At 49.9% G+C, this 23,837-nt stretch carries 20 protein-coding genes and 5 pseudogenes; 15 read left to right on the top strand and 10 right to left on the bottom strand.

Annotated features, from left to right (window positions below; genetic code table 11):
* Positions 1-192 precede the first annotated feature (192 nt).
* The 3 genes from CTZ24_RS23850 to CTZ24_RS23835 form a co-directional block, all read right to left on the bottom strand.
* Positions 193-1,328 (bottom strand): IS3 family transposase gene (locus CTZ24_RS23850; RefSeq protein ID WP_209012104.1). Its coding sequence is split into 2 segments (ribosomal slippage): positions 193-1,082 and positions 1,082-1,328, totalling 1,137 coding nucleotides; the frame shifts between segments, so codons are not numbered across the junction.
* 121 nt (positions 1,329-1,449) lie between these two features.
* The gene (locus tag CTZ24_RS23840; protein ID WP_208726705.1) at positions 1,450-2,430 is read right to left on the bottom strand and encodes a ParB family protein; all 981 of its coding nucleotides are present in this window, start codon (positions 2,428-2,430) and stop codon (positions 1,450-1,452) included.
* Positions 2,431-2,432: 2 nt separating this feature from the next.
* Positions 2,433-3,635 (bottom strand): AAA family ATPase, encoded by a 1,203-nt coding sequence (locus tag CTZ24_RS23835; protein WP_036627117.1) that lies wholly within the window; start codon positions 3,633-3,635, stop codon positions 2,433-2,435.
* Between the two features lie 714 nt (positions 3,636-4,349).
* Here CTZ24_RS23835 and CTZ24_RS23830 point away from each other — a divergent pair.
* The gene (locus CTZ24_RS23830) at positions 4,350-4,637 is read left to right on the top strand and encodes a hypothetical protein (RefSeq protein WP_208726698.1); all 288 of its coding nucleotides are present in this window, start codon (positions 4,350-4,352) and stop codon (positions 4,635-4,637) included.
* 1,069 nt (positions 4,638-5,706) lie between these two features.
* Here CTZ24_RS23830 and CTZ24_RS23825 read toward each other — a convergent pair.
* The gene (locus CTZ24_RS23825; RefSeq protein ID WP_208726696.1) at positions 5,707-8,016 is read right to left on the bottom strand and encodes a molybdopterin-dependent oxidoreductase; all 2,310 of its coding nucleotides are present in this window, start codon (positions 8,014-8,016) and stop codon (positions 5,707-5,709) included.
* Positions 8,017-9,235: 1,219 nt separating this feature from the next.
* On the opposite strand from CTZ24_RS23825, the gene CTZ24_RS23820 reads away from it, so the two are divergent.
* The 9 genes and pseudogenes from CTZ24_RS23820 (at position 9,236) to CTZ24_RS23780 (ending at position 15,353) form a co-directional block, all read left to right on the top strand.
* The gene (locus CTZ24_RS23820; protein ID WP_021185341.1) at positions 9,236-9,862 is read left to right on the top strand and encodes a ParA family plasmid-partitioning AAA ATPase; all 627 of its coding nucleotides are present in this window, start codon (positions 9,236-9,238) and stop codon (positions 9,860-9,862) included.
* Positions 9,859-10,176 carry a hypothetical protein gene (locus CTZ24_RS23815; RefSeq protein WP_036627006.1) on the top strand — a complete coding sequence of 106 codons (318 nt, stop codon included), beginning with the start codon at positions 9,859-9,861 and terminating at the stop codon, positions 10,174-10,176. The genes CTZ24_RS23820 and CTZ24_RS23815 overlap by 4 nt, the downstream gene beginning before the upstream one ends.
* A gap of 886 nt (positions 10,177-11,062) precedes the next feature.
* The gene (locus tag CTZ24_RS23810) at positions 11,063-12,061 is read left to right on the top strand and encodes a RepB family plasmid replication initiator protein (protein WP_036627116.1); all 999 of its coding nucleotides are present in this window, start codon (positions 11,063-11,065) and stop codon (positions 12,059-12,061) included.
* Positions 12,062-13,269: 1,208 nt separating this feature from the next.
* Positions 13,270-13,485 (top strand): annotated as a pseudogene (locus CTZ24_RS23805) (plasmid SOS inhibition protein A); the annotation flags it as partial.
* 47 nt (positions 13,486-13,532) lie between these two features.
* Positions 13,533-13,813 (top strand): annotated as a pseudogene (locus tag CTZ24_RS23800) (type II toxin-antitoxin system RelE/ParE family toxin).
* Positions 13,813-14,130, top strand: a complete 318-nt coding sequence (locus CTZ24_RS23795; RefSeq protein ID WP_208726680.1) for a HigA family addiction module antitoxin — start codon at positions 13,813-13,815, stop codon at positions 14,128-14,130. Before CTZ24_RS23800 ends, CTZ24_RS23795 begins: the two are co-directional and overlap by 1 nt.
* A gap of 278 nt (positions 14,131-14,408) precedes the next feature.
* Entirely contained in the window at positions 14,409-14,582 is a 174-nt protein-coding gene (locus CTZ24_RS23790) for a hypothetical protein (RefSeq protein WP_208726678.1), read from the top strand.
* Positions 14,583-14,715: 133 nt separating this feature from the next.
* Complete coding sequence (locus tag CTZ24_RS23785; protein WP_208726676.1) at positions 14,716-14,988, top strand: AbrB/MazE/SpoVT family DNA-binding domain-containing protein; 273 nt, start codon at positions 14,716-14,718, stop codon at positions 14,986-14,988.
* Positions 14,988-15,353: a type II toxin-antitoxin system PemK/MazF family toxin gene (locus tag CTZ24_RS23780; RefSeq protein ID WP_208726674.1), complete on the top strand. Its 366-nt coding sequence runs from the start codon at positions 14,988-14,990 to the stop codon at positions 15,351-15,353. Before CTZ24_RS23785 ends, CTZ24_RS23780 begins: the two co-directional genes overlap by 1 nt.
* Before the next feature lie 286 nt (positions 15,354-15,639).
* On the opposite strand, the gene CTZ24_RS26780 is transcribed toward CTZ24_RS23780, so the two are convergent.
* Together CTZ24_RS26780 and CTZ24_RS23775 are read right to left on the bottom strand one after the other, a co-directional pair.
* Positions 15,640-15,723 (bottom strand): HNH endonuclease, encoded by an 84-nt coding sequence (locus tag CTZ24_RS26780; RefSeq protein WP_244634089.1) that lies wholly within the window; start codon positions 15,721-15,723, stop codon positions 15,640-15,642.
* Positions 15,710-16,678 carry a group II intron maturase-specific domain-containing protein gene (locus CTZ24_RS23775; RefSeq protein ID WP_244634080.1) on the bottom strand — a complete coding sequence of 323 codons (969 nt, stop codon included), beginning with the start codon at positions 16,676-16,678 and terminating at the stop codon, positions 15,710-15,712. The genes CTZ24_RS26780 and CTZ24_RS23775 overlap by 14 nt, the downstream gene beginning before the upstream one ends.
* 177 nt (positions 16,679-16,855) lie before the next feature.
* Between CTZ24_RS23775 and CTZ24_RS23770 the strand changes: the two genes are divergently transcribed.
* From CTZ24_RS23770 to CTZ24_RS23760, 3 genes are all read left to right on the top strand, one after another.
* Positions 16,856-17,428, top strand: a complete 573-nt coding sequence (locus CTZ24_RS23770; protein WP_208726672.1) for a hypothetical protein — start codon at positions 16,856-16,858, stop codon at positions 17,426-17,428.
* Positions 17,429-17,516: 88 nt separating this feature from the next.
* Positions 17,517-17,864 (top strand): hypothetical protein, encoded by a 348-nt coding sequence (locus tag CTZ24_RS23765; RefSeq protein WP_208726670.1) that lies wholly within the window; start codon positions 17,517-17,519, stop codon positions 17,862-17,864.
* An 11-nt stretch (positions 17,865-17,875) separates the two neighbouring features.
* Positions 17,876-18,286 carry a hypothetical protein gene (locus CTZ24_RS23760; RefSeq protein ID WP_208726668.1) on the top strand — a complete coding sequence of 137 codons (411 nt, stop codon included), beginning with the start codon at positions 17,876-17,878 and terminating at the stop codon, positions 18,284-18,286.
* A gap of 134 nt (positions 18,287-18,420) precedes the next feature.
* Here CTZ24_RS23760 and CTZ24_RS23755 read toward each other — a convergent pair whose 3' ends face one another.
* Positions 18,421-18,735, bottom strand: a complete 315-nt coding sequence (locus tag CTZ24_RS23755; RefSeq protein WP_208726666.1) for a hypothetical protein — start codon at positions 18,733-18,735, stop codon at positions 18,421-18,423.
* A 239-nt stretch (positions 18,736-18,974) separates the two neighbouring features.
* On the opposite strand from CTZ24_RS23755, the gene mobA reads away from it, so the two are divergent.
* The gene (mobA, locus tag CTZ24_RS23750) at positions 18,975-19,316 is read left to right on the top strand and encodes a plasmid mobilization protein MobA (RefSeq protein WP_208726664.1); all 342 of its coding nucleotides are present in this window, start codon (positions 18,975-18,977) and stop codon (positions 19,314-19,316) included.
* On the top strand, positions 19,316-21,277 hold the full coding sequence (gene traI / locus CTZ24_RS23745; RefSeq protein WP_208726662.1) for a TraI/MobA(P) family conjugative relaxase: 1,962 nt from the start codon (positions 19,316-19,318) through the stop codon (positions 21,275-21,277). The genes mobA and traI overlap by 1 nt, the downstream gene beginning before the upstream one ends.
* Positions 21,278-21,335: 58 nt before the next feature.
* Here the strand turns inward: traI and CTZ24_RS23740 are convergent.
* From CTZ24_RS23740 to CTZ24_RS23730, 3 pseudogenes are all read right to left on the bottom strand, one after another.
* Positions 21,336-22,544: pseudogene (locus CTZ24_RS23740) on the bottom strand (IS256 family transposase).
* A 175-nt stretch (positions 22,545-22,719) separates the two neighbouring features.
* A pseudogene (locus CTZ24_RS26945) lies at positions 22,720-22,960 on the bottom strand (integrase core domain-containing protein); the annotation flags it as partial.
* Positions 22,956-23,490: pseudogene (locus CTZ24_RS23730) on the bottom strand (IS5 family transposase); the annotation flags it as partial. The pseudogenes CTZ24_RS26945 and CTZ24_RS23730, both read right to left, overlap by 5 nt.
* Positions 23,491-23,837 lie beyond the last annotated feature (347 nt).

Below are 23,837 nucleotides of genomic sequence, written 5' to 3'. Positions count from 1 at the left end.
TTATCGCCCAAAAGATCAGAAAACCGAAGAACACCAGCCCCCAGGGATTGCTACAGAATTTGCTATACGCTGTTGTAAAGACATCAACACGTATCTATTTTAAATTTTTGCGTTGTTTGGAGTGACCCCGAGCCCGTAGACAAATCTGCCCTATAGTTGGAGTGACCCCGCACCGGTAGACAGTTTCTGTCCTCACGACGAGGCCTTTTCGAAGGCCTCCGGACTGACGCCACCCAGATGGCTGTGCCGCCGGGTCCGGTTGTAGAACATTTCAATGTAATCGAAGATATCCGCCCGAGCCATGTCCCGGGTTTTGTATATCCGCTTTCTGATACGCTCCTTTTTAAGCGAGCTGAAGAACGATTCTGCCACCGCATTATCCCAGCAGTTGCCGCGACGGCTCATACTCGGCGACAGGTTATGGGCCCGGCAGAACCGCTGCCAGTCGTCGCTGCCGTACTGACTGCCCTGATCGCTGTGCACAATAACGCTGCCCGCAGGCTTGCGCCGCCACACGGCCATCAGCAGCGCATCCAGCGCCAGCTCGCGCGACAGGGTCGGTTTCATCGACCAGCCCACCACGTTGCGGGCAAAGAGGTCGATGACCACGGCCAGATAGAGCCAGCCCTGCCAGGTGCGGATATAGGTGATGTCCGTTACCCAGACCTGATTGGGTTTCACGACCGTGAACTCCCGCTGTACGCGGTTAGGGGCTATCAGTGAGGGTCTTCCCCTGACGCCCCGGGGGATTTTATAGCCGTGTACGGCCTGTATCCTGTTCTGCCGCATGATTCTGGCAACGCGATTCCTGCTGCAGACTTCTCCGATTTCACGAAGATCGCCGTGAACCCTGCGGTAACCGTAAACACCGCCGCTCAGTGCATAAGAGTCGCGGATTAACGCCAGCAGCCGCTGATTATCCTTTTCTCCGGTGGTAACAGGACGATGAAGCCAGACGTAAAATCCTGCACGGGCAACCTTCAGAACCCGACACATTGCTACGATCGACCAGATTTCACGGTGATCGTTAATGAAGCGGTACTTCAGTCGGGCTCCCTTGCAAAGTACCGCGCTGCCTTTTTCAGAATATCCCGTTCTTCCTCGGTGCGTTTGAGCTGTGCCTTCAGCTTCAGGATTTCCGTTCTTGCGTCGAGCAAATCCTGCGCCTGATGCTCGCTGTTATCCGGTTTTACTGAACGAACCCATTTATAAAGGCTGTGTGCCGATACGCCGAGACGTTCTGAAACCTCGGCGACGGAATAGCCCCGCTCGGTGATCTGGCGGACGGCTTCTTCCTTAAACTCAGGGGTAAATCGTGGTGTGCCCATAGACTCCTCCTATGCTCAAACTATAGGGCAGATTTGTCTACGGGCTCGGGGTCACTCCAACTATAGGGCAGATTTGTCTACGGGCTCGGGGTCACTCCAGTTATCGCGCCGTTTCCGGAACCTACTTTATCTTAACCCCTTTTACCCCCGTCAATACCTGTTTGATTGCGGCTTCAATCTGCTCCACCGCATCTTTAGGTAAGCGTACAAATTCATAACTGATAGCGCGCTTTTCCGCATTCACTTTACGACGGGCCTGTATATTACGATCGTCAAAATCTGCCAGCTTTTCCGTTACCAAAGCTTTTGCTTTAGGCGGCACCAGGCTGCGCTTAGCCGCACGGAAATGGCCAAGGATCTGATTTTTCTGTTCATCCGCACTATTAACCTGCTGCGGATGCTCACCGATAAGCTTGCGTACTTGTTCCGCCACGTCACCGATCGCTACGCTTTCTGCTCTGGCATTGTCAGTCACATCCAGCAGTAGCTGATAGTCTGGTAAAGTCAGTTCCGACACCACCGGGAACAATGCAATCAGCTCTGCCGGAACTGAAGCGGCCTGAAAGGCGCGCGTCACTTTAGCGTTGGAGATCCCTTCCACTTTAGCGATGTCGCTTTTGCTCATGCCGTTCTGATTCATCAGGGTAAAGCGCAAACCCAGCTCACGCAGGTTATGCTCTTTTGCAGTCTGAATGTCGGCTGCCAACTGGCGGGCATCGCTGATATCCAGCTCGTCGTTGGTAACCAGCACTTCAAGGCTGGCACCAGCGAACAGGCAGGCGGCACGGCGGCGGGAACCATCCATGATCTCAACACGATTATCTTTCTGCCGACCAATTGCCGGGAAGAATTGTTGCAAGCCAATGGTACGCGTAATATCCCGCACCGACTCCTCAGTCAGCGTTGCCTGATCGCGCCCGTTGATCCGGGTATCAACATAGGTGCGAGATGCAATGTCGCCATGGGGGATTAGCTGTCGGGTAAAGGTGGCGCTCTTGCCCGATTTCAAGGTGAAGGTGCGCGACGCGTTGTTGCTGTCAATAAAGTTGGCTATAGCCGTCTGGCCCATGGTGCGGCCAATACGTTGAACGGGTTTATGCATACTCACAGCGTACTCCTGATGTATTCAATGCGATCGAAAACAGCACGGGAGAACTGTTCCGCTTCATACTTGGCCTTTCTCAGCGCATCGGCACTGCCCGGATAGGAGAGCGGGTTGGCGCTGATCACCGTGTCAAACGACTCGCCACAACGCTCGAAACCGTCGAGGCGCGGCAGTGACGCATCGAGCATTGATTTGGTAAATACTTCGCGCGCATAACTTTGCGACGTGAGATGGTCATGCTTGGTGGTCATCTTCGACATAAAACCAATATTTGCTTTCAGACGTGGCTCAACGCCCTCTTTCTCAATCCGCTCCAGCATTTCCGGCAGACGAGTGAGATACTTCATCGTGGAGTGGAAATCGACCTGCGCCGGTGGCGTCGGTGTCAGCAGAATGTCGCTGGCAGCGATGGCGTTCAACATGAAGGAGTCCAGATGTGGCCCGGTATCTACAAAGATAAAATCGTAGTCGTCTGCCAGACGGTCAATCACATTGCGGCGCAGCACCTCCGAGGGCGCAACACCCGGCAGATATTGCTGCACCAGCGCATCCCAGTCACTGGCAACGAAACCGTCATCGATCGATGCGGGCATCACATCCACACCTGGCATCACCGTCGGCTGAATAAATTCACTGCGTAACTGGTCACGTCCGAGGTCATTGAGCATCGCCTGGGCAGCCGTTTCCGCCTTCGAACCGATGCTGTCTTTATGGCTTAAAAACATGGTGCTGGATGCCTGCGGGTCGAGATCGATCACGAGAATGCGTAAATCGTTATGCAGCATAGCCGGATGAGCTCGCATACCGTGCGCCAGTGTCACGGTGCTGACCGTTTTGGAGACACCACCTTTGAGGTTAACCACAAATACCACAAACGGGCCTTTATGTTTATCACGGTATTTAGGGACATTGCGATGCTGGTAGATATCAATCACATTTTGCAGCGTCAACGCATATTGCGCGGTGCTGCCGGTCTGCTTTTTGCCGAACTCGTATCCTGCCTCTTCCATATCACCGATGGCTGCCACCACCGAATGTTTACTTAATAGCGGGAAGTTCGCTACAGCGTTACGTGACCAGGTCTGGTAATACCCGGTCTGGTTGAATTCAGCCCGTTGCTTTTCAATATGATTGCTCAGTCCCTGCAATAAACTGTGCGCTCGCTTGGCTGTCTCCAGCACATCGCCATAGTCACGTTTCATAACGTCCTCATATGTAATGATTTTTGGCATGATACACAAAAAGCTTCCGCCTGCCAATTTTTCAGGAAAACACATTCAAACTGGAATTCATCTCAAGGATTTGATTTATCTTATCTGATTGATATTTTTGTGATAAAGCGGCTGACAGCCTTGTAACTGCCTGAGGAAAACGTTAAAAATCCTGTAACTCACTTTGTGATTAACGGGGATGGTATGCCACAGCCGATAAGTTGCGCGATAACAGTGCCTTCAACAATCGCCTCGCCCACATGAAAAAAAATCTACGATATCAATTTACTTGCCACATTTGTGGCATTAACCATAGTATCAACTGCCGGCTTCATATTCTTATCATGCCATGAAAGATTAGCACTGATTGGTGACCCACCATAACGCCAAAAACACATCTTCGCCCGACATGGTTGAGAGACTGCTGAGGCATATTCACCTGAAGGATTTGAGAGGCCACTAGGTATGAGACATCGCTGACAAGCTGGCAGAATACGATATCGCGCTGAAGAAAAATAAATTACGTAAGATCCTTGAGAAGGTCATGTGCTTTCCCGATGCGTTATAGTTGGAAAAAATTCAACAGGGTTGGCACTCCATGGCCGACAGTGCCGGAATAACATCGATTAAATCCCTTAGCGCAGACCACAAACAAGCCCTCGCGAATGCCTTTGTGAATAACATGCACTCACGTTTCCCACTCGCGTGTTACAATTTGGCCTGATGCCCATCTTCATCATTCTTTCAGACACGATGTTGAGCCAGGCGAAACTTCCTTTTAAAGTCGATACTTCGTACAAGGCGGTTTTGCAAATCATTAAGGAAATTCAGCCCGCGCTGGAAGATAAGAACCTGACCAACGCTTCAGCACTACTTGACGCGTTATCTCAAAATGAAACCATCAAGAAATGTGACGTCAAAAATTTGTTTAAAGCCATAAAAGCAACTCGTTTATGCGAGTCGGTCACCCTCAAAGCAATAGATTTGGATTAGTTTCGCATTAAAGCCAATACGCCCATTGCTCATTTGCAAAGCTGGTATGACGCGACCAACGTTGAGTTTGTTCACATCCAAGTTAATCAGGAGAGGCTGGAAAGATAGTTATGCAAATTGACCTAAAGATTACGGGACAATATTCAGGTGGAACAGGTGATGCGTTTTATTAAGGGAGATGCCAACAGACCTCAGTTGTTGAGACGTGCGGTAAACGAGTCGATTAGTCAGCTCAGTGCCAACCGGAACGCCTTCAGATGAAGTTGGTCGTTGAGGTGCACGATTCTGTTATACACAATGCTCAATATTGTAAGCTTCCTACTGAAGCAAAGTTTGTTTTAATATTAATTGACCTTTTCGCCAGAGGTATTAATGAAGTGCTGCTCATTCGCCGGGCTTTATTGAATGCGGAGAAATATTCCAGTTTTATATGCTGAGATACACGGTATTAATTGCAATCTCGATTGAATATGAGGCTGAATTGGCTGCATACCGGATGGCGGAGAAGGCAGTAATAGAGAAAAGGCGAATGGGAAAAGCAGAAGCTTCGTTATGCGTGCCGTTGAGGTTTGCAGTAAAATAAATAACCCCGAAATTCCCCCTCATAAGATCTATTTTTATTCGCTACTTGATAATGACCCCGTGAAATAACCTCCCGTTGCATACCATCCTCGCTGCCTATAAAAAAATCTATGGTAAGCACGGCAATCGCAACATCACCCTGCAACAACAAACGGGTGCGAAAAAAAGACTCAGCCCCCTCATTCTTTACCATCAACGAATTTGACCTTGATTACATGAAAACGCAAATCCATAAAATAGGGCGCATAACCTCATTTGATAACGATATCGAATTGATATTACACAATACATTGCGCTACTCGACGGTCATATTGCGAAAGGTGTTACCAAGCATCGCAAGGCATGTGACACAGATGCCAATCAGTGGAAATGGTATCTGTGTTACGGAGTTTTCAGGCTGAAAATTTCACTATTTATTGTTATTTATCATATTGTTACTCATAAAAAGTTACGGAGAAAACCGAGTCGCGACGCCTCGCAATGCGCGTCATCCCTGTACAAACGCCGGTGGCTGGAATGCGGTTACCGCAGGCAGCGGCTCATCCCAACTCTCAATTTCTACCCAGCAGCTCTGCGCGCTACATCCCTGCCCTAATCTTGAACTGCCACGATCTTCCGTCAGCACGTTCGGATTTCCATGTTTGTCGAGTGAGTCCGGCTGGTGGGGATCTTGCGGGTCATACCAGGCCCCTGTCGACATCTGCACCACACCGGGACGGATATCTTCGCTCAAATGGACACCTGCCAGAATCGCACCGCGTGAATTGAACACCCTCACCACGCTGCCCTCGTGAATATTACGCACCGACGCATCCTCCGGGTGTAACCACAATGGTTCCCGATCCTGAATCTTGGTTTTGCGGCTGACACTACCGTGGTCATACTGGCTGTGCAGACGAGTTCGTGGCTGACTGGAAAGCAGGTGCAACGGCCAACGCGTCGCCGTTTCGCGTTGTAACTGCGCTTCCGGCTCGTACCAGAACGGATGACCCGGACACTCATCATAGCCAAAATCCGCTACCGTCTGGGAGAACAGCTCGATTTTCCCCGAGGGTGTCGGCAAGGGTGCTTGCTCAGGATTGTCACGAAAGGCTTGCAGCAAAATCTGCGGTTGGTCCGGCCGCTCATACTCCAGCATGCCCTGCGCCCAGAAATCATCAAAAGCAGGTAGCTCGATTCCGTCAGCCAGTGCGCGCGGCCGGGAGGCGTCGTAAATAAAGCGGATCCACGCCTCGGCATCACGGCCTTCGCTGAAACTGTCGCCAAAGCCCAGTTTTTCCGCCAGTGCATGGAAGATGGCGTAATCGCTCCGTGCCTCACCCTGCTCAGCAATCTGCTGACGCATGGCAATCATATAACCATCATTACTGGAGCTGCCAATATCATTACGCTCCAGTGAGGTCGTTACCGGGAAGACAATATCAGCGAACTTCGCCTGCGCAGTCCAGTACTGCTCGTGGACCACTACCGTATCCGGTTGCCGCCAAGCTTCCACCAGCCGGTTCAGATCTTGATGATGGTGGAATGCATTGCCGCCCGCCCAGTACACCATACGGATGTCGGGATAAGTACATTCTTTACCATCAAACTGATAAGCCCCACCAGGATTAAGCAACATATCGGAAAGCCGCGCCACCGGGATAACACTCTGGACGGGATTGGTTCCAGCCGGAAAACGTGGACCGGAGAAAGTGCGGCGTACTGAACCCGCCAAGTTGGTACTGGCATAGGCGAAACCGAGGCCACCGCCCGGTGTACCAATCTGACCGATCATAGCTGCTAACGCCACGGTGGCCCAAAATGTCTGTTCACCCTGGAACGCACGCTGGAGCGACCAGGCGATATTTATCATGGTGCGCTTTGCCGCCATCATACGTGCCATCTCGCGGATTTTATGCGCATCAATGCCGGTGATCTGCGCCGCCCAAGTCGGGTCTTTCGCTTTACCGTCTTTGTCGCCCATCAGGTAGTCGCGATACTGTGCAAAACCCACGGTGTGACTGGCAATAAAACCCGCATCATACAGGGACTCATCAATCAGCACATAACTCAACGCCAGCAGCAGTGCGGTATCACTGCCGGGTTGTAATGACAACCACTCCGCGTTAGTGACACCTGACAGGTCATTTTTTACCGGGCTGACGTTAATGAAATGAGTGCCGTTACGCTGCATCTCTCCCAGCCAATGTTTCAGCGAATGATCGTTCGCCGCACCGCCGTTAACCTGGGAATTACGCAGCGGCAGGCCACCAAATGCAACAAACAGTTCGCAGTGTTCCGCCAGGGAAGACCAATGCGTGTGCTGTTTTTGCAATACATCTAATTCCCCAATGATATGGGGCAGTAATCGCTCGGCAGCCGCTAGGCTGTAAGTATTGGTGCTGTCGGTATATCCGCCTAACTGATTAAAAAAGCGATGTAACTGACTTTGCGCATGATGAAAGCGTCCGGCGCTTGACCAGCCATAAGATCCTGCATAAAACGCCTGATTGCCATGTGTTTGTTTTACTCGCGTGAGTTCATCGGCTACCAGCGCAAGGGCTGTTTCCCAACTGACTTCGACAAAAGGTTCTTTGCCACGTCCATGACGCGCATCGCGCCCCTGTTGCAGATATCCCAAACGAACGGCAGGGCGACGGATACGGCTCGGACCATCGACTGTGCCGACCAGAGACTGGCCTATTGCCGAGGGATTACGATCCCACTCGACCGGGTCTATGCCAGTCAATGCGCCTTCGGAGGTTGATACGCGATAGGTGCCCCAGTGCATTACTGCAAGGTTATGATGTGTTGTCATGTTGTGATAAATCAGTGTGTGCGATGTGAGAAGGAATAAGATGAAAATACCGTATCACAAACCCTCTCCTTTCGGGAGTGCATGCGCTAATCGATTTTATTTCATAAGGTTATGCTCAACGGTGTGATGGCAACCGTGTCACAAGTGATGCCTAGAACAGATTGGACTAATTACAAAAAGTCTGAGGGACGATTTATCTCTCTGCATAACATCATACCCGGTGCGCTATATTAGGAAACATTGGGATTTGACCCGTAACAAAGTCGCGCTCAGTTTTTTCGTGTAAACAACGTGTTCTGACGAACATAAGATACGATCTTATTAAGATAATATTTTAACATATTAACTTCTTATTATATTGCATAGCAATTAATATTTTAATAAGATATTATAAAAATAAAATAACAACTCAATCGTCACGTATGCTGTTCAGCTTCTCAGGGCATTTTATGCTATGGCACCATATTGGTTCAGTACGTTAACTAATCTCTGAAATTGTCGTTTCTGCTACTTTGCTCCGAATGCTTATTTCAACAGTCACTCTACAGCTTTCATGCTGCAGAGGATTTGAAGGTGATACGTAAAAGGTTGTCTTGTTATGAAGTTAAGATAACAACTCGTTAGTTAAGTGGGTGCTATTCTTATTGGTGGCAACACCAAGCTATTATCTTATTAAGATAATATGATAATTTTTTAATGGCATACCGGATATCACAATCAAGCCAGCATACGACACGTAATGGAAGAGATAATACGGGGTAGGAATAGCGATGGTGCACAATAACGCAGAATAAAATGAGGGAGCAACACCAAAGCTTCACCTTAACCTAAAGCATAACAAGAGATATCGCGCGCTTAAAATCAGGTCATTCAAGGTTGAAAGTGATAAGTAAAAAGAGGGTTTTCGACATCAGGAAACGCCCTGGTTATTCGATACATCTGATACACATTCATCTTACCACGAACATTGTAATCGCATGTCTCTCAAAAATATGACCGAAAAAACCTTAATAAGATATTATCATAATAACAATGTAAGCCTAATGCTGCATTATCATAACATGATATTATCTTAACAATCCTATATTTTCATGTGGTTATATTGAACAACCTTACTATTATAACAAGATAATCTCTTGCCTTGTTGTTATTTAATTATCTTGTTAAGATGAACAGGCATAGTTATTCCTGTTTTTGTCGTCTTCAATGGAGCTCATCAATGATTATCGTTTTAGGAAGCCAGAAGGGTGGGGTTGGCAAAAGTACGCTGGCTGTTTCGATTGCGGCTGGCTTACTTTCCCGTGGCTACAGGGTATTGATAGTTGATGCCGATGACCAAAAATCTGTGTTGACCTGGTACAACAATCGCCCGGAATCGCTGCCACATATTCCCGTCACTGGTGCTTCTGGCAATATTAAAGCGATGCTGAAAGAGCACGCAAAATCCTATGACTTCATCATTGCTGACTGCGCCGGACGAGACAGTGCAGAGATGCGCAGTGGCCTGATGGCCGCTGATGTCTTTATCTCACCGCTGCGTCCTTCTCAGATGGACCTCGATGTCGTGCCACATACCTGCTCGGTGTTTACAGCCGCAAAAGATTTCAATGAGGATGTTAAAGGATATCTGGTGCTTAACATGACACCTACCAACATGTTCGTAAATGAAGGCAACGAGGCTGCTCAAGTACTGGAAGATTTCCCTCAAATGAAACTGGCCGATACCCGCATTTGTGATCGTAAAGCGCACCGAGATGCTTGGGCTGAATCCATGACCATCTATGAAACAGAAAACAGAAAAGCGAAAGATGAAGTCGAAAGACTGATCCAGGAGGTCATTCTATGAGAAACAGATCCAGTGTGATGAAAGACAGAGAAAACGACTTTATCAATGGTGGCACAGCAGCGTTGTCACCCAATACCGCTCCAGACGTAAATGCAGTTGAAGCAGAGCCTGTGAAGAAAGCTAAAGCAAAACCTGTCAGCATCTCTTTCACTGACGAAAATCTTAGCGAGATTGATAACCGTATACGTAATGAAATTCTTGCCGGAGGCACGAGGGTTAATCGTTCGGATATTGTACGTGCTGCGATTCTAGGTCTGGAGCGTTTCTCTGATGAAGAGATCTCTGTGTTGATCAGCAGAGCGAAACTTCAGTAAGCAATATTATCAAGAAAGTTAGTTATCATCTTAACAACATAATAACTAACTTGTGACGTTGTAACTCGTTCTTCTCCTTTAAGTGATTTTGTCAGTTCAGGATCAGTTGTTCAGTGCTGTCGATCCATTTCACTTCGCAAGAAATCCGTCATGATCATCAGGCCGATAAATTTATATTCTAGGTGTAAGGAAACCACCCTGCAGAACCCCACACGGCTTCACCAGAAAGAAGAAAGAGGATTTTCCCGCAATTGGTCTTTAAGGCACACAGGATGACGTACACACGCTTATAGGCACCATGTTGTGCTCAGCTTGCTTCTGACAAGCTGAATGTTAATCCCTAACAGTCAACAAAGCTGCTTATCAGGGGGGAGGATTTACCCAGGGTTTGTATAAGCCGGAAAACTTGTCTTATTGCAGAACGATTTTGACTTCGCATTTTTCACATAAGCCTCAGAATTACTGAGAACGGTCAGCAAGATATCCACTTATCCACAGTCCAGATCCCAATAATTTAGATCCATTTTAGATCCCATATAGATCCCAAAGAGATCCCCGATCGCGCCAGCCCGCACCAGTTCTGGCCTGAAAGGGGTATTGCATAAGCTATAGAAAGTAAATTATAAACTATAGGCAGCTTATAATAAGCTATAGATTGTTAAATCTAAGCTGTAGTTAGAAAGCGACATAAGCTATAGTGAGTCAAACGCCTTGAACACAGATATTGCTGTGGATAGTTTTTTCTTCCTGTCTTCATGCAATTAGGCTCGCCCTGCGTGAGTTGTTGTTCTGTCATTCACAAATCCAGATGCCTCGATCCTTTTGTCGATCATCATCGAAAACCGTGAGAAAGCCTGTGGACAGCGAAAATCTTGACCTCAAAAAATTGTTTGAAGAAACGGACAAAATTACAGGTGAGGTGATCACGCTAACGCCGAATGCAAATAATACCGTTCAACCCGTTGCATTGATGAGGCTCGGTGTATTTGTCCCTACGCTTAAGTCATTGAAAAACAGTAAAAATAAAACCTTTTCTACCACTGATGCAACGGAAGAATTGACCCGACTTTCGCTGGCTAAAGCAGAGGGATTTGACAAAGTCGAGATAGTCGGTCCGCGCCTGGATATGGACAATGATTTCAAGACCTGGGTCGGGATCATTCACTCTTTTGCCAAACATAAAGTCATCGGTGACAAGGTACAGCTTCCCTTCGTTGAATTTGCCAAACTCTGCGGAATCCCCTCCAGCCGTTCTTCCAAAAAACTCAGAGAGCGCATCAGTCCGTCTCTGAAGCGTATCGCAGCGACAACGATCTCCTTTACCAGCAATATGGGGGAAGATGGTAAGGAATACATCACGCATTTGGTTCAGTCAGCCTATTACGATACCAAAAAAGATATCGTGATTTTACAAGCGGATCCCAAACTGTTTGAGCTGTATGAGTTTGATCGTAAGGTGCTTTTGCAGCTTAAAGCGATTAATGCGCTAAAGCGACGTGAGTCTGCTCAGGCGCTGTACACCTATATCGAAAGCCTGCCAAAGAATCCGGCACCGATCTCACTGGCTCGCTTGCGTGACAGGCTGAACCTGAAGTCACCGGTGTTTTCGCAAAACCAGACGGTACGGCGTGCTATGGAGCAACTTAAGGAGATTGGATATCTCGATTACTCCGAGGTGCAACGGGGGCGTAGCGTCTATTTTAATGTGCATTATCGTCGGCCAAAGCTGAAAGCGCCCAGGAACGAGAGTGCTGAAAACGCACAACCACCAGTGCCTGTCACACCTGCTGAACCTGTTGATGTGGAGCTTCAGGAAAAGCTCAACCTTCTGAGTAAGTTAGGCATTTCTATGGCCGATCTCGAAAAACTCTTCAAAGGCAAATAAGCCGATAAGCTGCAGTGAGTAGGTTACTCACTGCAGCTTATGTTACCTCCCACTACACTCCCTACAGTTTATCTTATCCGGTTAATATCCTGATTTATTATTTTTTTATCATCATCTTCTCATGTTTGATCGGTGGCTGTTACTCCCTATAGTTTATGTATTCTGCTCACTATAGCTTATGAAATAAACTATAGTGAGCAGAAGGCCTGTCCGGTGCCTGCCAAAAGGGTAGGGCATCACATTTTTTACTCACTACAGCTTATGCTGACTATCCTCATGGGCCATGAATTACTCACTACAGCTTATCGGGACGTGACAGAACAGATATATTACTCCCTATAGCTTATATATAGCATGAGAGGAGTAGCCTACTTGTTATAGCTTATATTGTGCTACCGCCCTGGTAACCACTAACATATAACCACATGATTTATAATATGTTAGTGATTGCTAACATTTGTGGGGTGGCGTGATAACTAAGTATTGTACTCACTACAGCTTATCTCAACTCTCTCTCTAGCTTATGCAGTGCTGCCGTATAAGCCTGCTCTCTATAGCTTATATAAGCTATAGAGAGCGAACGGGATCTTTGCAGTAAACGCCAGGATAAAGGCGTTATAACGGCCTGAGGGAAGTGTCAGAGGGAAAACAAAATAAGAGTCAGAAACACATTGCGACAGTGTCACTAATTAAATATAACAATAAATTATGATGTTTCCATTATTAGGGAAACGTCATGAAAGGGTTTTGGTAACGTCGCGCCTATAAGGGTGACTATTCGCACGGCTTTGGGACATCGCACAGGGATATAAACTGTAATGAGTAGAAGGAAGCTCAACATAATCTATGACGAGATGCAGGACTTAACGGCTTCGTAACTGTCTCGATACGTCACGGGATACAGAATTGCGCCATGTCGGACTGATATGCATGCAGAGCCGAATCCATGGGAGACTTCCTCCACCAGTCAAGTGTAAGCATCCCTGCAAAAAGAACCACCAACTTTTAGAGTCTCTGGCACTCCAACTTCCGCTCCTGGCACACTGCAGCCGTTCAGATCGGGATTCGTCATGAGACGTGAGCTATACGCCAATTTGTGTTGGCAATGGTCAAGTAATCTGCAAACGGTCGCCAAGTAAAATGCAAATGGGTAGTCAAGTCAGGTGCAATTACGCAGCTGGTTTGCCGCCTAGTGTGACAGAGTACCGGAAAACGATATGAAAAATATGATCGCCGCCTGGGCGCGATGCTTTCCGTCGCTGGACGGCCTGGAAACACTTCAGCTGTATGCCGGAGATACCGCCTGTGAGGTAGCCGGGGAAATTCATTTGCGATCGCTGCACTTGGACAGCGCTCAAAAAGAAATGAATCGCTGGGTGGTGCCCAACAAGCTGACGACCCAGACGCCGTCAGACCGAGACTGAGAAAAAAATGATATACTGTTTCTCAATGGGAAACGCGGAGCCGAAAAGTGATTAAAAGCTGGAAGCACAAAGGATTACAGAAGCTGTTTGAAAAAGGTGATATCAGCGGCGTACAGGCGAAGGGCGCTGAACGCGTCCGGCTCCGCCTGCTGGCCATCGATGAGGCGCTTTCCACGGATGAATTCAGAAACTATCCGGGCTTTGGTTTCACCCCCTGAAGGGAGACAGGAAAAACCTGTTTTCCATCACGGTCAGGGCTAACTAGCGTATCACCTTCGAATTCACGGACGGCGATGCCTATATTCTCAACCTGGAGGACTACCACTGATGGCCATGTTCATTCCCCCGCATCCGGGCGGTCTGATCACCGAGTACATTGAAGATAATAACATCGGCCTGCGTGTGCTGGCGAAAGAGCTGGGCGTGTCAGCTTCGGCGATGAGCAAGGTCGCTAGCGGAAAGGCATCTGTCAGCCCGGAAATGGCAGTACGGCTGGAGGCGGAGCTGGGGATTGCGGCGCGCCTGTGGTTATCCATGCAGGCTGCCTGCGACCTGCATAAGGCGCGTGAAACCACCGATGTTTCCGGTGTTCATCTGCATCCGGGTATGAATGTCGGTTCTGCCCCTCACCGCGCCGTAAAGTAACGCACTCTGGCACAAACCTGCGCACACCGCGCTGAATGGCGCGGTTTTTCCTGTGCCCCCAGCTCGTTCCGCAAAATGCAACACCGCCGCCCTGAGGGCAGGGAAAAGTCGGTGCTGGTGCACCGTCCTTTCCCGGCAGGCCGTGTATGTCCATCATGCGTGTGTCTGAATCATCTTCCACCTTCGTGAGGCTCCCACCGTAAAAAAATACATTTCAACAGCAACAGCAACAGCATGGGCCCCCTTCGGCGCCTCGGCAAGCCGGGTCGTCGAGCCCTATGTCGCTAACCGGCAAGCCGGCAACCCTTCAGCTGTACGCCGGAGATGTCGCCTGTGAAGTGGCGGGGGAAATACACCTGCGCGCTGTACATGGACAGCGCGCAGAAAGCGATGAACCGCTGGCTGATGCCGAACAAACTGACGGCCCGGAACATCCTTTGCCCGGCCGGTGATAAACAACAACGCAGAGTATGCCTACACGATATGTCGGAACGAAAAAAAGGAGATTAAAGGATCGATAAAGTGTGACTTTGTTTCACTTAATGCTATTATAAGTGTGACAAAGTTACACACGCCGGAGGGCATATGGCAGTAACAAAACTGAGGCAACAGGGCGGGGCGGTTGTGCTGACCATCCCAAGCGACATTGCAGCCAGAGCAGGCTGGAGCGTTGGCACACTGCTGGACGTTACCGCTGAAGGGGATGCTGTAAGTATTCGCCCGTCAGGTCGCGTTGCCCGTGGGCGTAAGACAGTGGCGCAGCTACTGGCAGGCATTGACCAGGATGAAATCCGCCAGTTAAACGACGAAATCAGCGACGGCGCGAATGAGAGACCACAGGGAAGGGAGTTTATCTGATGGTTTCGCGCAGAATCCCGCAGAAAGGTGAAATCTGGCATGTTAACGGCGATCCGGTTGAAGGAAAGGAGTTTAAAGGGCCACACTATTACCTGGTGATTTCCCCCAGGGAGCTTGTTGCGGCGCTCGGTACGGCGGTCTGTGTACCGATAACGAGTAGTGGTGGTGCCGCGCGTTCGCAGTCCGTGACGGTCTGGTTAGACGGAGACAGCACCGAATCCGGTAAGGTGACGGGCGTTGCGCTGTGCTATCAGTTGCGTTCGCTCGACCTGGCTGCACGTAAGGCCACCTACAGCACTAAGGTGGCCCCACACATCATGGACGAGATACTGTCGATGGTCGTGGATTTGATCGACCCGCGCTGAGAGGCGCGGTGTTACATTGCGCTATCTGCCAGCCCGAAACGGCAACACCGCCGCCCTGCGGACCGGGAAAGCCGGTGCTGGCGCACCGGTTCCCTCCGCCCGGATGCGTATAGCCACAATATCCAAATCGGGTCCCGCTTCTGAGGTTTTCCTGTCAGTTTCGACTGCCCGCCGCATAAAACTACGTTTTAACAGCAACAGCGTGGTCGGGTAGCAGCAGCGCATTACTGCGCTACCGCCCCCTGAGAACGGTACGTGCAAGTTTCCCCGCATACCGCTCAAGCCTTTATAAATACCCGTTATGGGCACCGGCTTCCCTGTTGTGTAACTGACGGTGACAGTTGGGATGTAGCAGTTCAAGATTGGACATATCGTCGCTGCCGCCCATAACCTTCCTGACACCGGTGGTGTATATTCCAGCCTGTCTGGTTGGTGATGAGTTGTCTGCAACGCGGGCAGCATTTACCCTGACGTTTCCACAATGCCGCCACGGTTTTCATCTTATTCAGTTTTCCGGTCCAGATCAGATCCAGACGCCGCTCGAAGTAGATTTCCATGCCGGGCGAATAAGGGGTTGCGTCGCCCCTGATCTTGATGGGGCGTTTGATGGGCGTATCCATCGCCCGGGTGAGATAGAGTGTTTTACCCTCTGGAGTCGCTGCGCTGAACAGCCAGCGCCTGTCCCCGAACGTGAAATACTTATCTGCAACCCAACGCCGGCCTTTACGGGTATGCCGCCGTTTACACCACTGCCATATTGCCCGCCAGATATGGGTATCGACGTAATTAAAGATATCTTTGGCCACGATATGCTGATGATAGTTAGCCCATCCGCGGATCACGGGGTTGAGCAGGTTAATCAGTTTCCATGCCGGAAGTGTCGGATTACCCTTAATTAATCTTCTGATTTTGCTCAGGAAGTTCTTCAGATTCTTTTTGGCTGGCTTGATCAGCATCTTGCCGCCGTATTTTCTGACGTTCTGCCCCAGAAAGTCGAAGCCTTCTTCGATATGCGTTATCGCTGTTTTCTCCTCAGACAGCGCAAGCCCCCGTTGCTGCATGAACGTAGCTATCAGGGGTTTTACCTCATTCTCCAGTAACTCGCGGGAGATCCCTGAGCATATGAAGTCGTCGTCATAGCGCACATAGTTCACCTGATGTTTTTTCCCGTAATACCTGCTCTTCCTGAATGTGCGCATCAGTTCTGGCTGAAGGCGAGCAAGTGGCTGACTGCTGAGCTGGAGCAGGGCGGCAACGTACAGGCGTAAAAAAAGCAGGGTTGCCCCTGCTTCATTACGGCGGCCAGTTCGAGCTGGCTGCCTCATCAAAGACCAGACTCTCAGGAGAGTAATATGATTTTTGACCCGCAAATCCTCGCACAGGCAACGGCGTTTGTAAAAGCTTTCAACAGCGGACGCGGCGTGCGTGTACCAAAAATGACCTTTAACCAGTCAGTGGCCCCACTTCATGCGCGCTGTGCGTCAGCAGCTGGAGGTGCAGGCATGAGCATTGCAACGCCCCTGAATTTACCTTTCGCGAAGCCAGCCGTGACGCAGAACGACATTATCCGCGTGCTGGGCGAATACACTTTCATGCGTCTGGATAACGGCGACGAAGCGTTTTATCACAACGGTTACTGGCTCACCGGCACGGATGCGGCGAGCGGTGAGCCCTCCGTGCTGGGGCTGGCACAAAGCATGGCGCGCGCGGGGTGTAAGTCACTGCGCTGCGTCGAGCTGCCTGTCCCGGATGATGAGGAGTGGTGCTGGGACGACGTCGTGACGCAGCTGGTACACGCGTCATTTACACGTCAGGTGCGCGGTGAACTGATCGTGACGGCCAGCGATAACACCCGCCACGGGCGCGGCGTGCACGTCTGCTCCGACCCGCTACTGAGCGGCGCTAACAGTAACCTCTGGTTTCCGCTGAGCGCGGATGAAGACTGGCACGCGGGCATCGAGCGCGTGCTGACCATGAACGGCGTTGCGGAGAACGTGGTGCGGCTGGAGCCGCTGCGGGATGGCCCGGAGTACACCGATTTTAAGGTGATTTATAACCGAACCATCTGCGCGTGATGCGTACCGGGGCCAGTGTATGACCGGCCCCGGTACGTCATTTGTCCGGAAATCACCTTTGTGCCAGACCACCGCAGAGGCAATGATTATGCATTCTGAAACCAGCACCACGCTGACCGCATCGCTTTCTGAAAAAACGTTCACCAACCTGGATTTACAGGCCCTGTCGGCACGGGCATTGGCTGTCGAAACGGAGACAGACAACGCACGCCGCATCAATCTTGCTGCATCCGTGCTGTTACATTTCGCGGATATGACGGGCATCGGAAACAGCTACGAACCGGCTGACACTGCCGTCACTGATCTTCTGACCGACCTGATGCATCTGTGCGCGCACTGCTGGCCGGACAGTGGTCCTGTCTCTTTTGAAGGTGCACTGAATACCGCCAGGATGTACTTCGATGTGGAATCCGACGAAGATACACAGTGGGACTGAACGAAATGAAAATGACCGTCAAAGATATTACAGAAGCGATGACTGACTCGCATGATGGATTCACCGAACTGGTGACCGATTCTGTTTCCTTCAGACTCGGTCGCCCGTTGACTGATGAGGAACATTTGATGATTTACAATATCACCGAGTGTGCCATTTATTATGCGCTTAATCAGCTTAAAGGAAATTCAGAAAATACAGATAAGTCGCTCACTCCGGAGCAGTTCAATGACCTTGCTGACTACCTTTATTGCTGCGGTGTTTTCAGCAGGTCTGGCGGAATTCAGGGTAAAGAATTTCTGTCACTCACCGTCATCGATGAACCCACAGATGAGCCGGATGGGCGTAAAATTTACCTCCGTGACAGTTATCCGTTTGCGGTGTATGACTTTGACACGGGTTTCACTATCCTTCGGTTCTGAATTGAAAATCTTAATGAAGGTGTCAGGCATAGTTGATTCACTCAGGCGCTGAAGCCTGTTTAATGGAGTGATTTTATCCGTTCTCAACTGGTTGAAAATTTCCGGCAGGTTAATGTTTTTCCTGCCGGAGATTTTCATAATGCCGTCTGACTGTCCTGCGGTTTGATTTTATCCTGTGCTGGTTCAGACTTACGAGGTTGACGCTTTTTCTTCCCACTTACTCCGTTTATCACCGCAGAAATAGCTTTATCACTGAAACGAAAATCCATTGCGTCCAGTGCTGATTTGATATCCGCTACTGTGTAACCTTTCTCTTTCGCCAGAACCAGAATGGTATCATTCAGTGCGGCCTCTCTGGTGATGCGCTGCGGAGTCAAATCCGGCAGATTTTCCAGCCTCCTGCGAGCCTCATCCAGCCGCTCCTGTGTGAAAACATTACGTACCGCCATCTCATTTCTTCCTTCGCATTGGTAAAGACTCGATTTTTCTGGATTTATACCACCATTCCCCCCTTCACCTCACATGACGCCGGTTTACTTCGGACCAGCTAAGTGGAAAAATACGAATAGTTTTTAAAACACAGGACAGGAAATGTTTTGTGACCACCGCCAGCACGCTGGCAGTGATTCCCAAAACGACCTGCTCAGGGCTCCGCCCCGAGACCCGGGTAATGTGCCAAGGTTGAGTTATGTCGAAAAGTGAAAAGCGTCAGAGAGATAAACTGGTCAAATGCCGCTGTACGGATGCAGAGTACGAGGCCATTAATAAGAAGGCGGAAGCTGCAGGGCTGACTACATCTGAGTACCTTCGCCGCACGGCACTTAACCGCCGCATTACCGTGCGCACTGACATTCGCATGATGAACGAACTACAGCGTCTTGGCGGCCTGCAGAAACACCTGTATACCCAGATGCAGTCGAATATGACGACCGAACTGAGCCTCCAGTTTTCCGAGGTGCTGACCAGCATCAAGCACGCCATAAACGCGCTGGATATGACCCCTTTTCCTGTCGAGGACATGAAAGACTGATGAACGTTATCATCCCGCCAAAGCGTCGCGATAAGAAGACCAGCTTCAGGAAGCTGGTCAATTACGTGAGCACGCGCGAGGAAAAGAAACCGGGTGAAGCCGTGACGCATGAAGCGATCAGCACCGGTACCGAATATGTCTCCACGCCGGGATTTGGCCAGCTGGTTGATTACGTCGGGCGTAAGCGCGCAGCACCTGCCACCGAAATCGTCAGCATTTCACCCGAGGGCATTCAACGCGTGCTCTCGGGTGAAGTGCTGTGTGAAACCAACTGTTGGTCTCTGGACACTGCCGCATCAGAAATGGATATGACCGCCTCGCAGAACCGCCACTGTAAAGACGCGGTGTATCACTTTATTTTGTCCTGGCAGGGCGATGAGGACCCGTCACCCGATGCGGTATTCCGCTCCGTGCGTTACAGCCTCAAACAGCTGGGCATGGAAGAACACCAGTACGTGGCTGCCATTCACCGTGACACGGATAATATCCACTGCCACGTATCGGCTAACCGCGTACACCCGACCACGTTCCGCGCGCAGAACATGTGGAACGACGCCGATGAATTACAGAAGTGCTGCCGCGTGCTGGAACGTGAGTTCGATTTCAAAGTGGATAACGGCAGCTGGCATATGGATGAGTACGGTGACCTTCACCGTACCCGTCGCGATATGCCGTCTGCTCCGCGCGGTGCTGCTAAGCGTGAAATCTTCTCAGACAAAGAAAGCCTGCACGGCTATGCGGTACGGGAAACCCGGCAGTTACTTTCTGACGTGATTGCGCAGGACAACATGAGCTGGGACCGTCTGCATAATATTCTCTATACCCGCGGTCTGGGACTGCGCGAGCAGAGCGGTGGGCTGGCCGTATACGATCTGATGAACCCGGAAGGCGTCAGCGTGAAAGCTTCTGACGTTCATCCGGACATCAGTCTGGTCTCGATGGTCAGTCAGCACGGAAAGTATCAGCCAGCCCCTCCGGTTTATAACCCTGACCGTCCTGAAGACGGCATGCTGGACATGCAGAACTGTTACATGCCTCAGCTTCACGTTCGTGACCAGGAAGCGCGTCGTGAACGTCGCGAAGCCCGCGCGATAGCGCGTGACATTCTGCGTGCCCGTTATGACGCTTATCGCACCGGCTGGGAGAAGCCTGACCTGCGCTCAGGTGAGCGGTTCCGTCAGATTGCGTCCCACTGTGTGGTCGCCAAAGCCCACGTCCGTGACACCGTCAGGGACCCGCTTATGCGCAAACTGATGTACCGCGTTGCCGAGTTTGAAAAGATGAAGGCAATGGCCGAATTACGGCTGCAGCTGCGTGAGGAGCGTCAGACTCTTAAAGATACGGGAGAAAGCCGTCCGCTGAGCTGGAAGTCATGGGTTGAACGTGAAGCGGTGAATGGTGACGTTGCTGCACTGAGTCAGATGCGTGGCTGGGCTTACCGTGAGAAACGTATTGCTAAGGAACGTGGCACTCAGAATAAATCTCCTGACGCAGTGGTTTATTTTGGGCCGGGTGATGATGCTCCGCTTCTTCGTAATCCGACACATGATGTCATGCTTAGCAAACACGGATGCGTTGAATACCAGCGTAATGGAAAGACTGAGGTTGTTGATTATGGCGACAGGGTGGAGGTGTATCCACAAAGCGAAGCCGATCAGGAAACGTGGTGGCTTGCAGCGGCAGTAACCGCACGTCGTTCGGGCGAGAATGCAGTCATCAATGGTGAGCAAAAATCGGTGACCCGCCTGCTGGACAGCGGCGCGGTACTGAATGCCAATAATGCAGTCCATCGGTTCAGCGTTGGCAATAAAGCCCAGCAGGATCGAATTGACGTTACCGAGTCGTGGTTCCGTGAGAAGTACCGCAACAATGCTGCGGAGATGGAGTCAGTGCCTCGTTATGATTCTAATGAGCCGGAAAATACTCCTGCTCGTGTTATCAGAGATTTACCACGACCATGAGGAGATTAAATAGAGAGACATAAGAGAGTGTTCAGAATTCTGTGTCACGTTAAAAATGCTACAACATCATCACGTTATTCAATCGACCGTCAAAATAAATGGCAAACTGCGACAATGTCAAATTCCAGCTCTGGATGGGCATTGTCCATTTTTTTCCTGTGCATTCATCAGCCCCAGATAAAGTAGTTTCAGCAGGCTGTTTTCATTCGGGAAAGCGCCTTTGGTTTTTGTCAGTTTCCTGAACTGGCGATGGACCGATTCAATGGCATTTATCGTGTAAATCACCTTGCGAATATTCGCCGGATAGCGGAAATATTCTGACAGATTTTCCCATTTTCGCCGCCACGACTGGAGCACCACCGGATACTACTCACCCCATTTTGCCTCCAGCTCATCCAGCTCCGTTTCCGCTGCCTCTTTTGACACTGCGCGGTATACCGGCTTCAGGTCTGCCATAAACGCTTTGTGGTGCTTTGAAGCCACGTATTTGATTGAGTTGCGTATCTGGTGGATAATGCACAACTGAACTTCCGGCTGCGGATAAATGCTGTTTATCGCTTCCGGGAAGCCGGTCAGTCCGTCCACGCAGGCGATCAGGATGTCTTCAGTGCCGCGGTTTTGCTGGTCACGTAATACCGACAGCCAGAAATTCGCGCCTTCGCTTTCCGACAGATAAAGGCCCAGAACTTCGTTTTTGCCCTCCAGGTTCAGCGCCAGCACGGTATAAACCGCTTTGCTCTGATAGCGGCCATCTTCACGAACTTTATAGTGGATGGCGTCCAGCCAGACGAACGGGTACACCTTTCCCAGTGGGCGCTGCTGCCATAGCTTCAGTTCAGGAATCACTTTTGCACTGTTGGTGACAACTGATGGTGGCAGTAGAGACACTGAAGGCATAAAGAGCTTCAATCTCCCGGCTGATATCCTGGTAACTCATTCCCAACGCAAACAGCCGAATGATCTTGCGTTCGATCTCATCAGACAGCGTGGTCTGATGCTTCTTTGTCAACACCGGCTTAAAAGTGCCATTCCGCTCACGCGGAGTTGCCAGTACAAAGGGTCCGGTCGGGGCTTTAATGGTCTTTTTAGCGGAGCCGTTTTTACGATTGGCCTCCACATCCTGAGCCAGATGTGAGTCAAGTTCAGCAGCAAGAGCGGCTTCGGTTAACTGTTTGATTAATGGCGTTAAGACATCATCCCTGCCAGTTAATGCCTGACCGGACTGGAGTGCCTTTAGCGCTTTATCGAAATCGAAGGGCTGAGACATGTGTCATTCCTTTTTAATTGCATATTACTGGAATGACACAGAATTTCTAACACTCCCAGACATAAACCAAACGGAAGGATTTTGTCGCTGATGGCACAGGGTTGAAGACCTGTAGAATGTATTAGCTCAGACCTGATCTGACAGTTACCGGTTATTTATACAGGTATCTGTCAGATTACATCTGGTTTAAATTCTTCTCTGACCAGATGCATTTTCCATCAAGTAATGTTTCCATTGGCGTCCGCCCAAAGCTCATTTTCCCCTGATGAGTTCGCTCATTGTTATAGTGAGCAACCCACTCATCAAGATCCGACTGCAATGTATCAAGATCACCGTGTAACTTTTTACGGAACGTTACCTGATAAAACTCGTTCAGTATCGTTTTGTGGAACCGTATCGCTGATACCGTTAGTTTGCGCAGATGATTTCATGTGTTTCACCATCAAAGCAAGATGCAACTTTCGCCAGATACGATGGCGCTCTTTACCGTGTTTTTTGACTTTCCACTCACCTTCACCGAAGACCTTCAGTCCGGTGGGATCAATAACCAGATGAGCGATTTCACCCCGGGTGGGTGTTTTAAAACTGACATTGACCGACTTAGCACGTTTGCTGACACTGGTGTAGTCCGGACAACGCAACGGAACGCCCATCAGGGAAGAATGGAATCATTAAAACCCTGTGCAGCCCGCAGAGTGAGCCGGAATACGCGTTTAATCGCCAGCACAGTGGTGATGGCGAGGTCAGAATAGCGCGGAGGTCTTCCCCCGGATGAAGGCGTTGCTGACTCATACCAGGCCTGAATCACCTCATCGTCCAGCCGGAAAGTGAGGGTGCCACGGTTAATGAGGGCTTTGTTGTAGGTGGACCAGCTGGTGATTTTGAACTTCTGCTTTGCGACGGTACTGCCTGCGTAGTCAGGAGAATGCGTGATCTGATCCTGCAACTCAGCAAAAGTTCGATTTATTCAACAACGCCATGTATTCCTTACATTCCTTGTGGCAAATCATGGAATGAATAATTTCAAGTGTATGAACCCCTTATGCAGTCGAGTTTTTGATAGCTTTGCCACCTATTATCAGCACCTGCAATCTCATAATCTGGCACCAATATATCGTTGCGATATTGAGGGGTGCCCTGCGTTTTTTTATTCTGAAACCGAACTCCCCATGCACAAAGAAACACACAAAAAAGTGGATATAATTTGCAAAGACAGCGGCAGGTCTTTTGTCAATTATTCCGGCTTGGGGGCACATAGCAGAAAACATTAGCGGCATTATTTCCGCAGCAGCG

It is taken from the genome of Pantoea phytobeneficialis (assembly GCF_009728735.1).
Taxonomy (GTDB): Bacteria; Pseudomonadota; Gammaproteobacteria; order Enterobacterales; family Enterobacteriaceae; genus Pantoea; species Pantoea phytobeneficialis.
The sequence above is the reverse complement of the archived record's forward strand: the minus strand, read 5'-3'. Positions and strand labels throughout refer to the sequence as shown.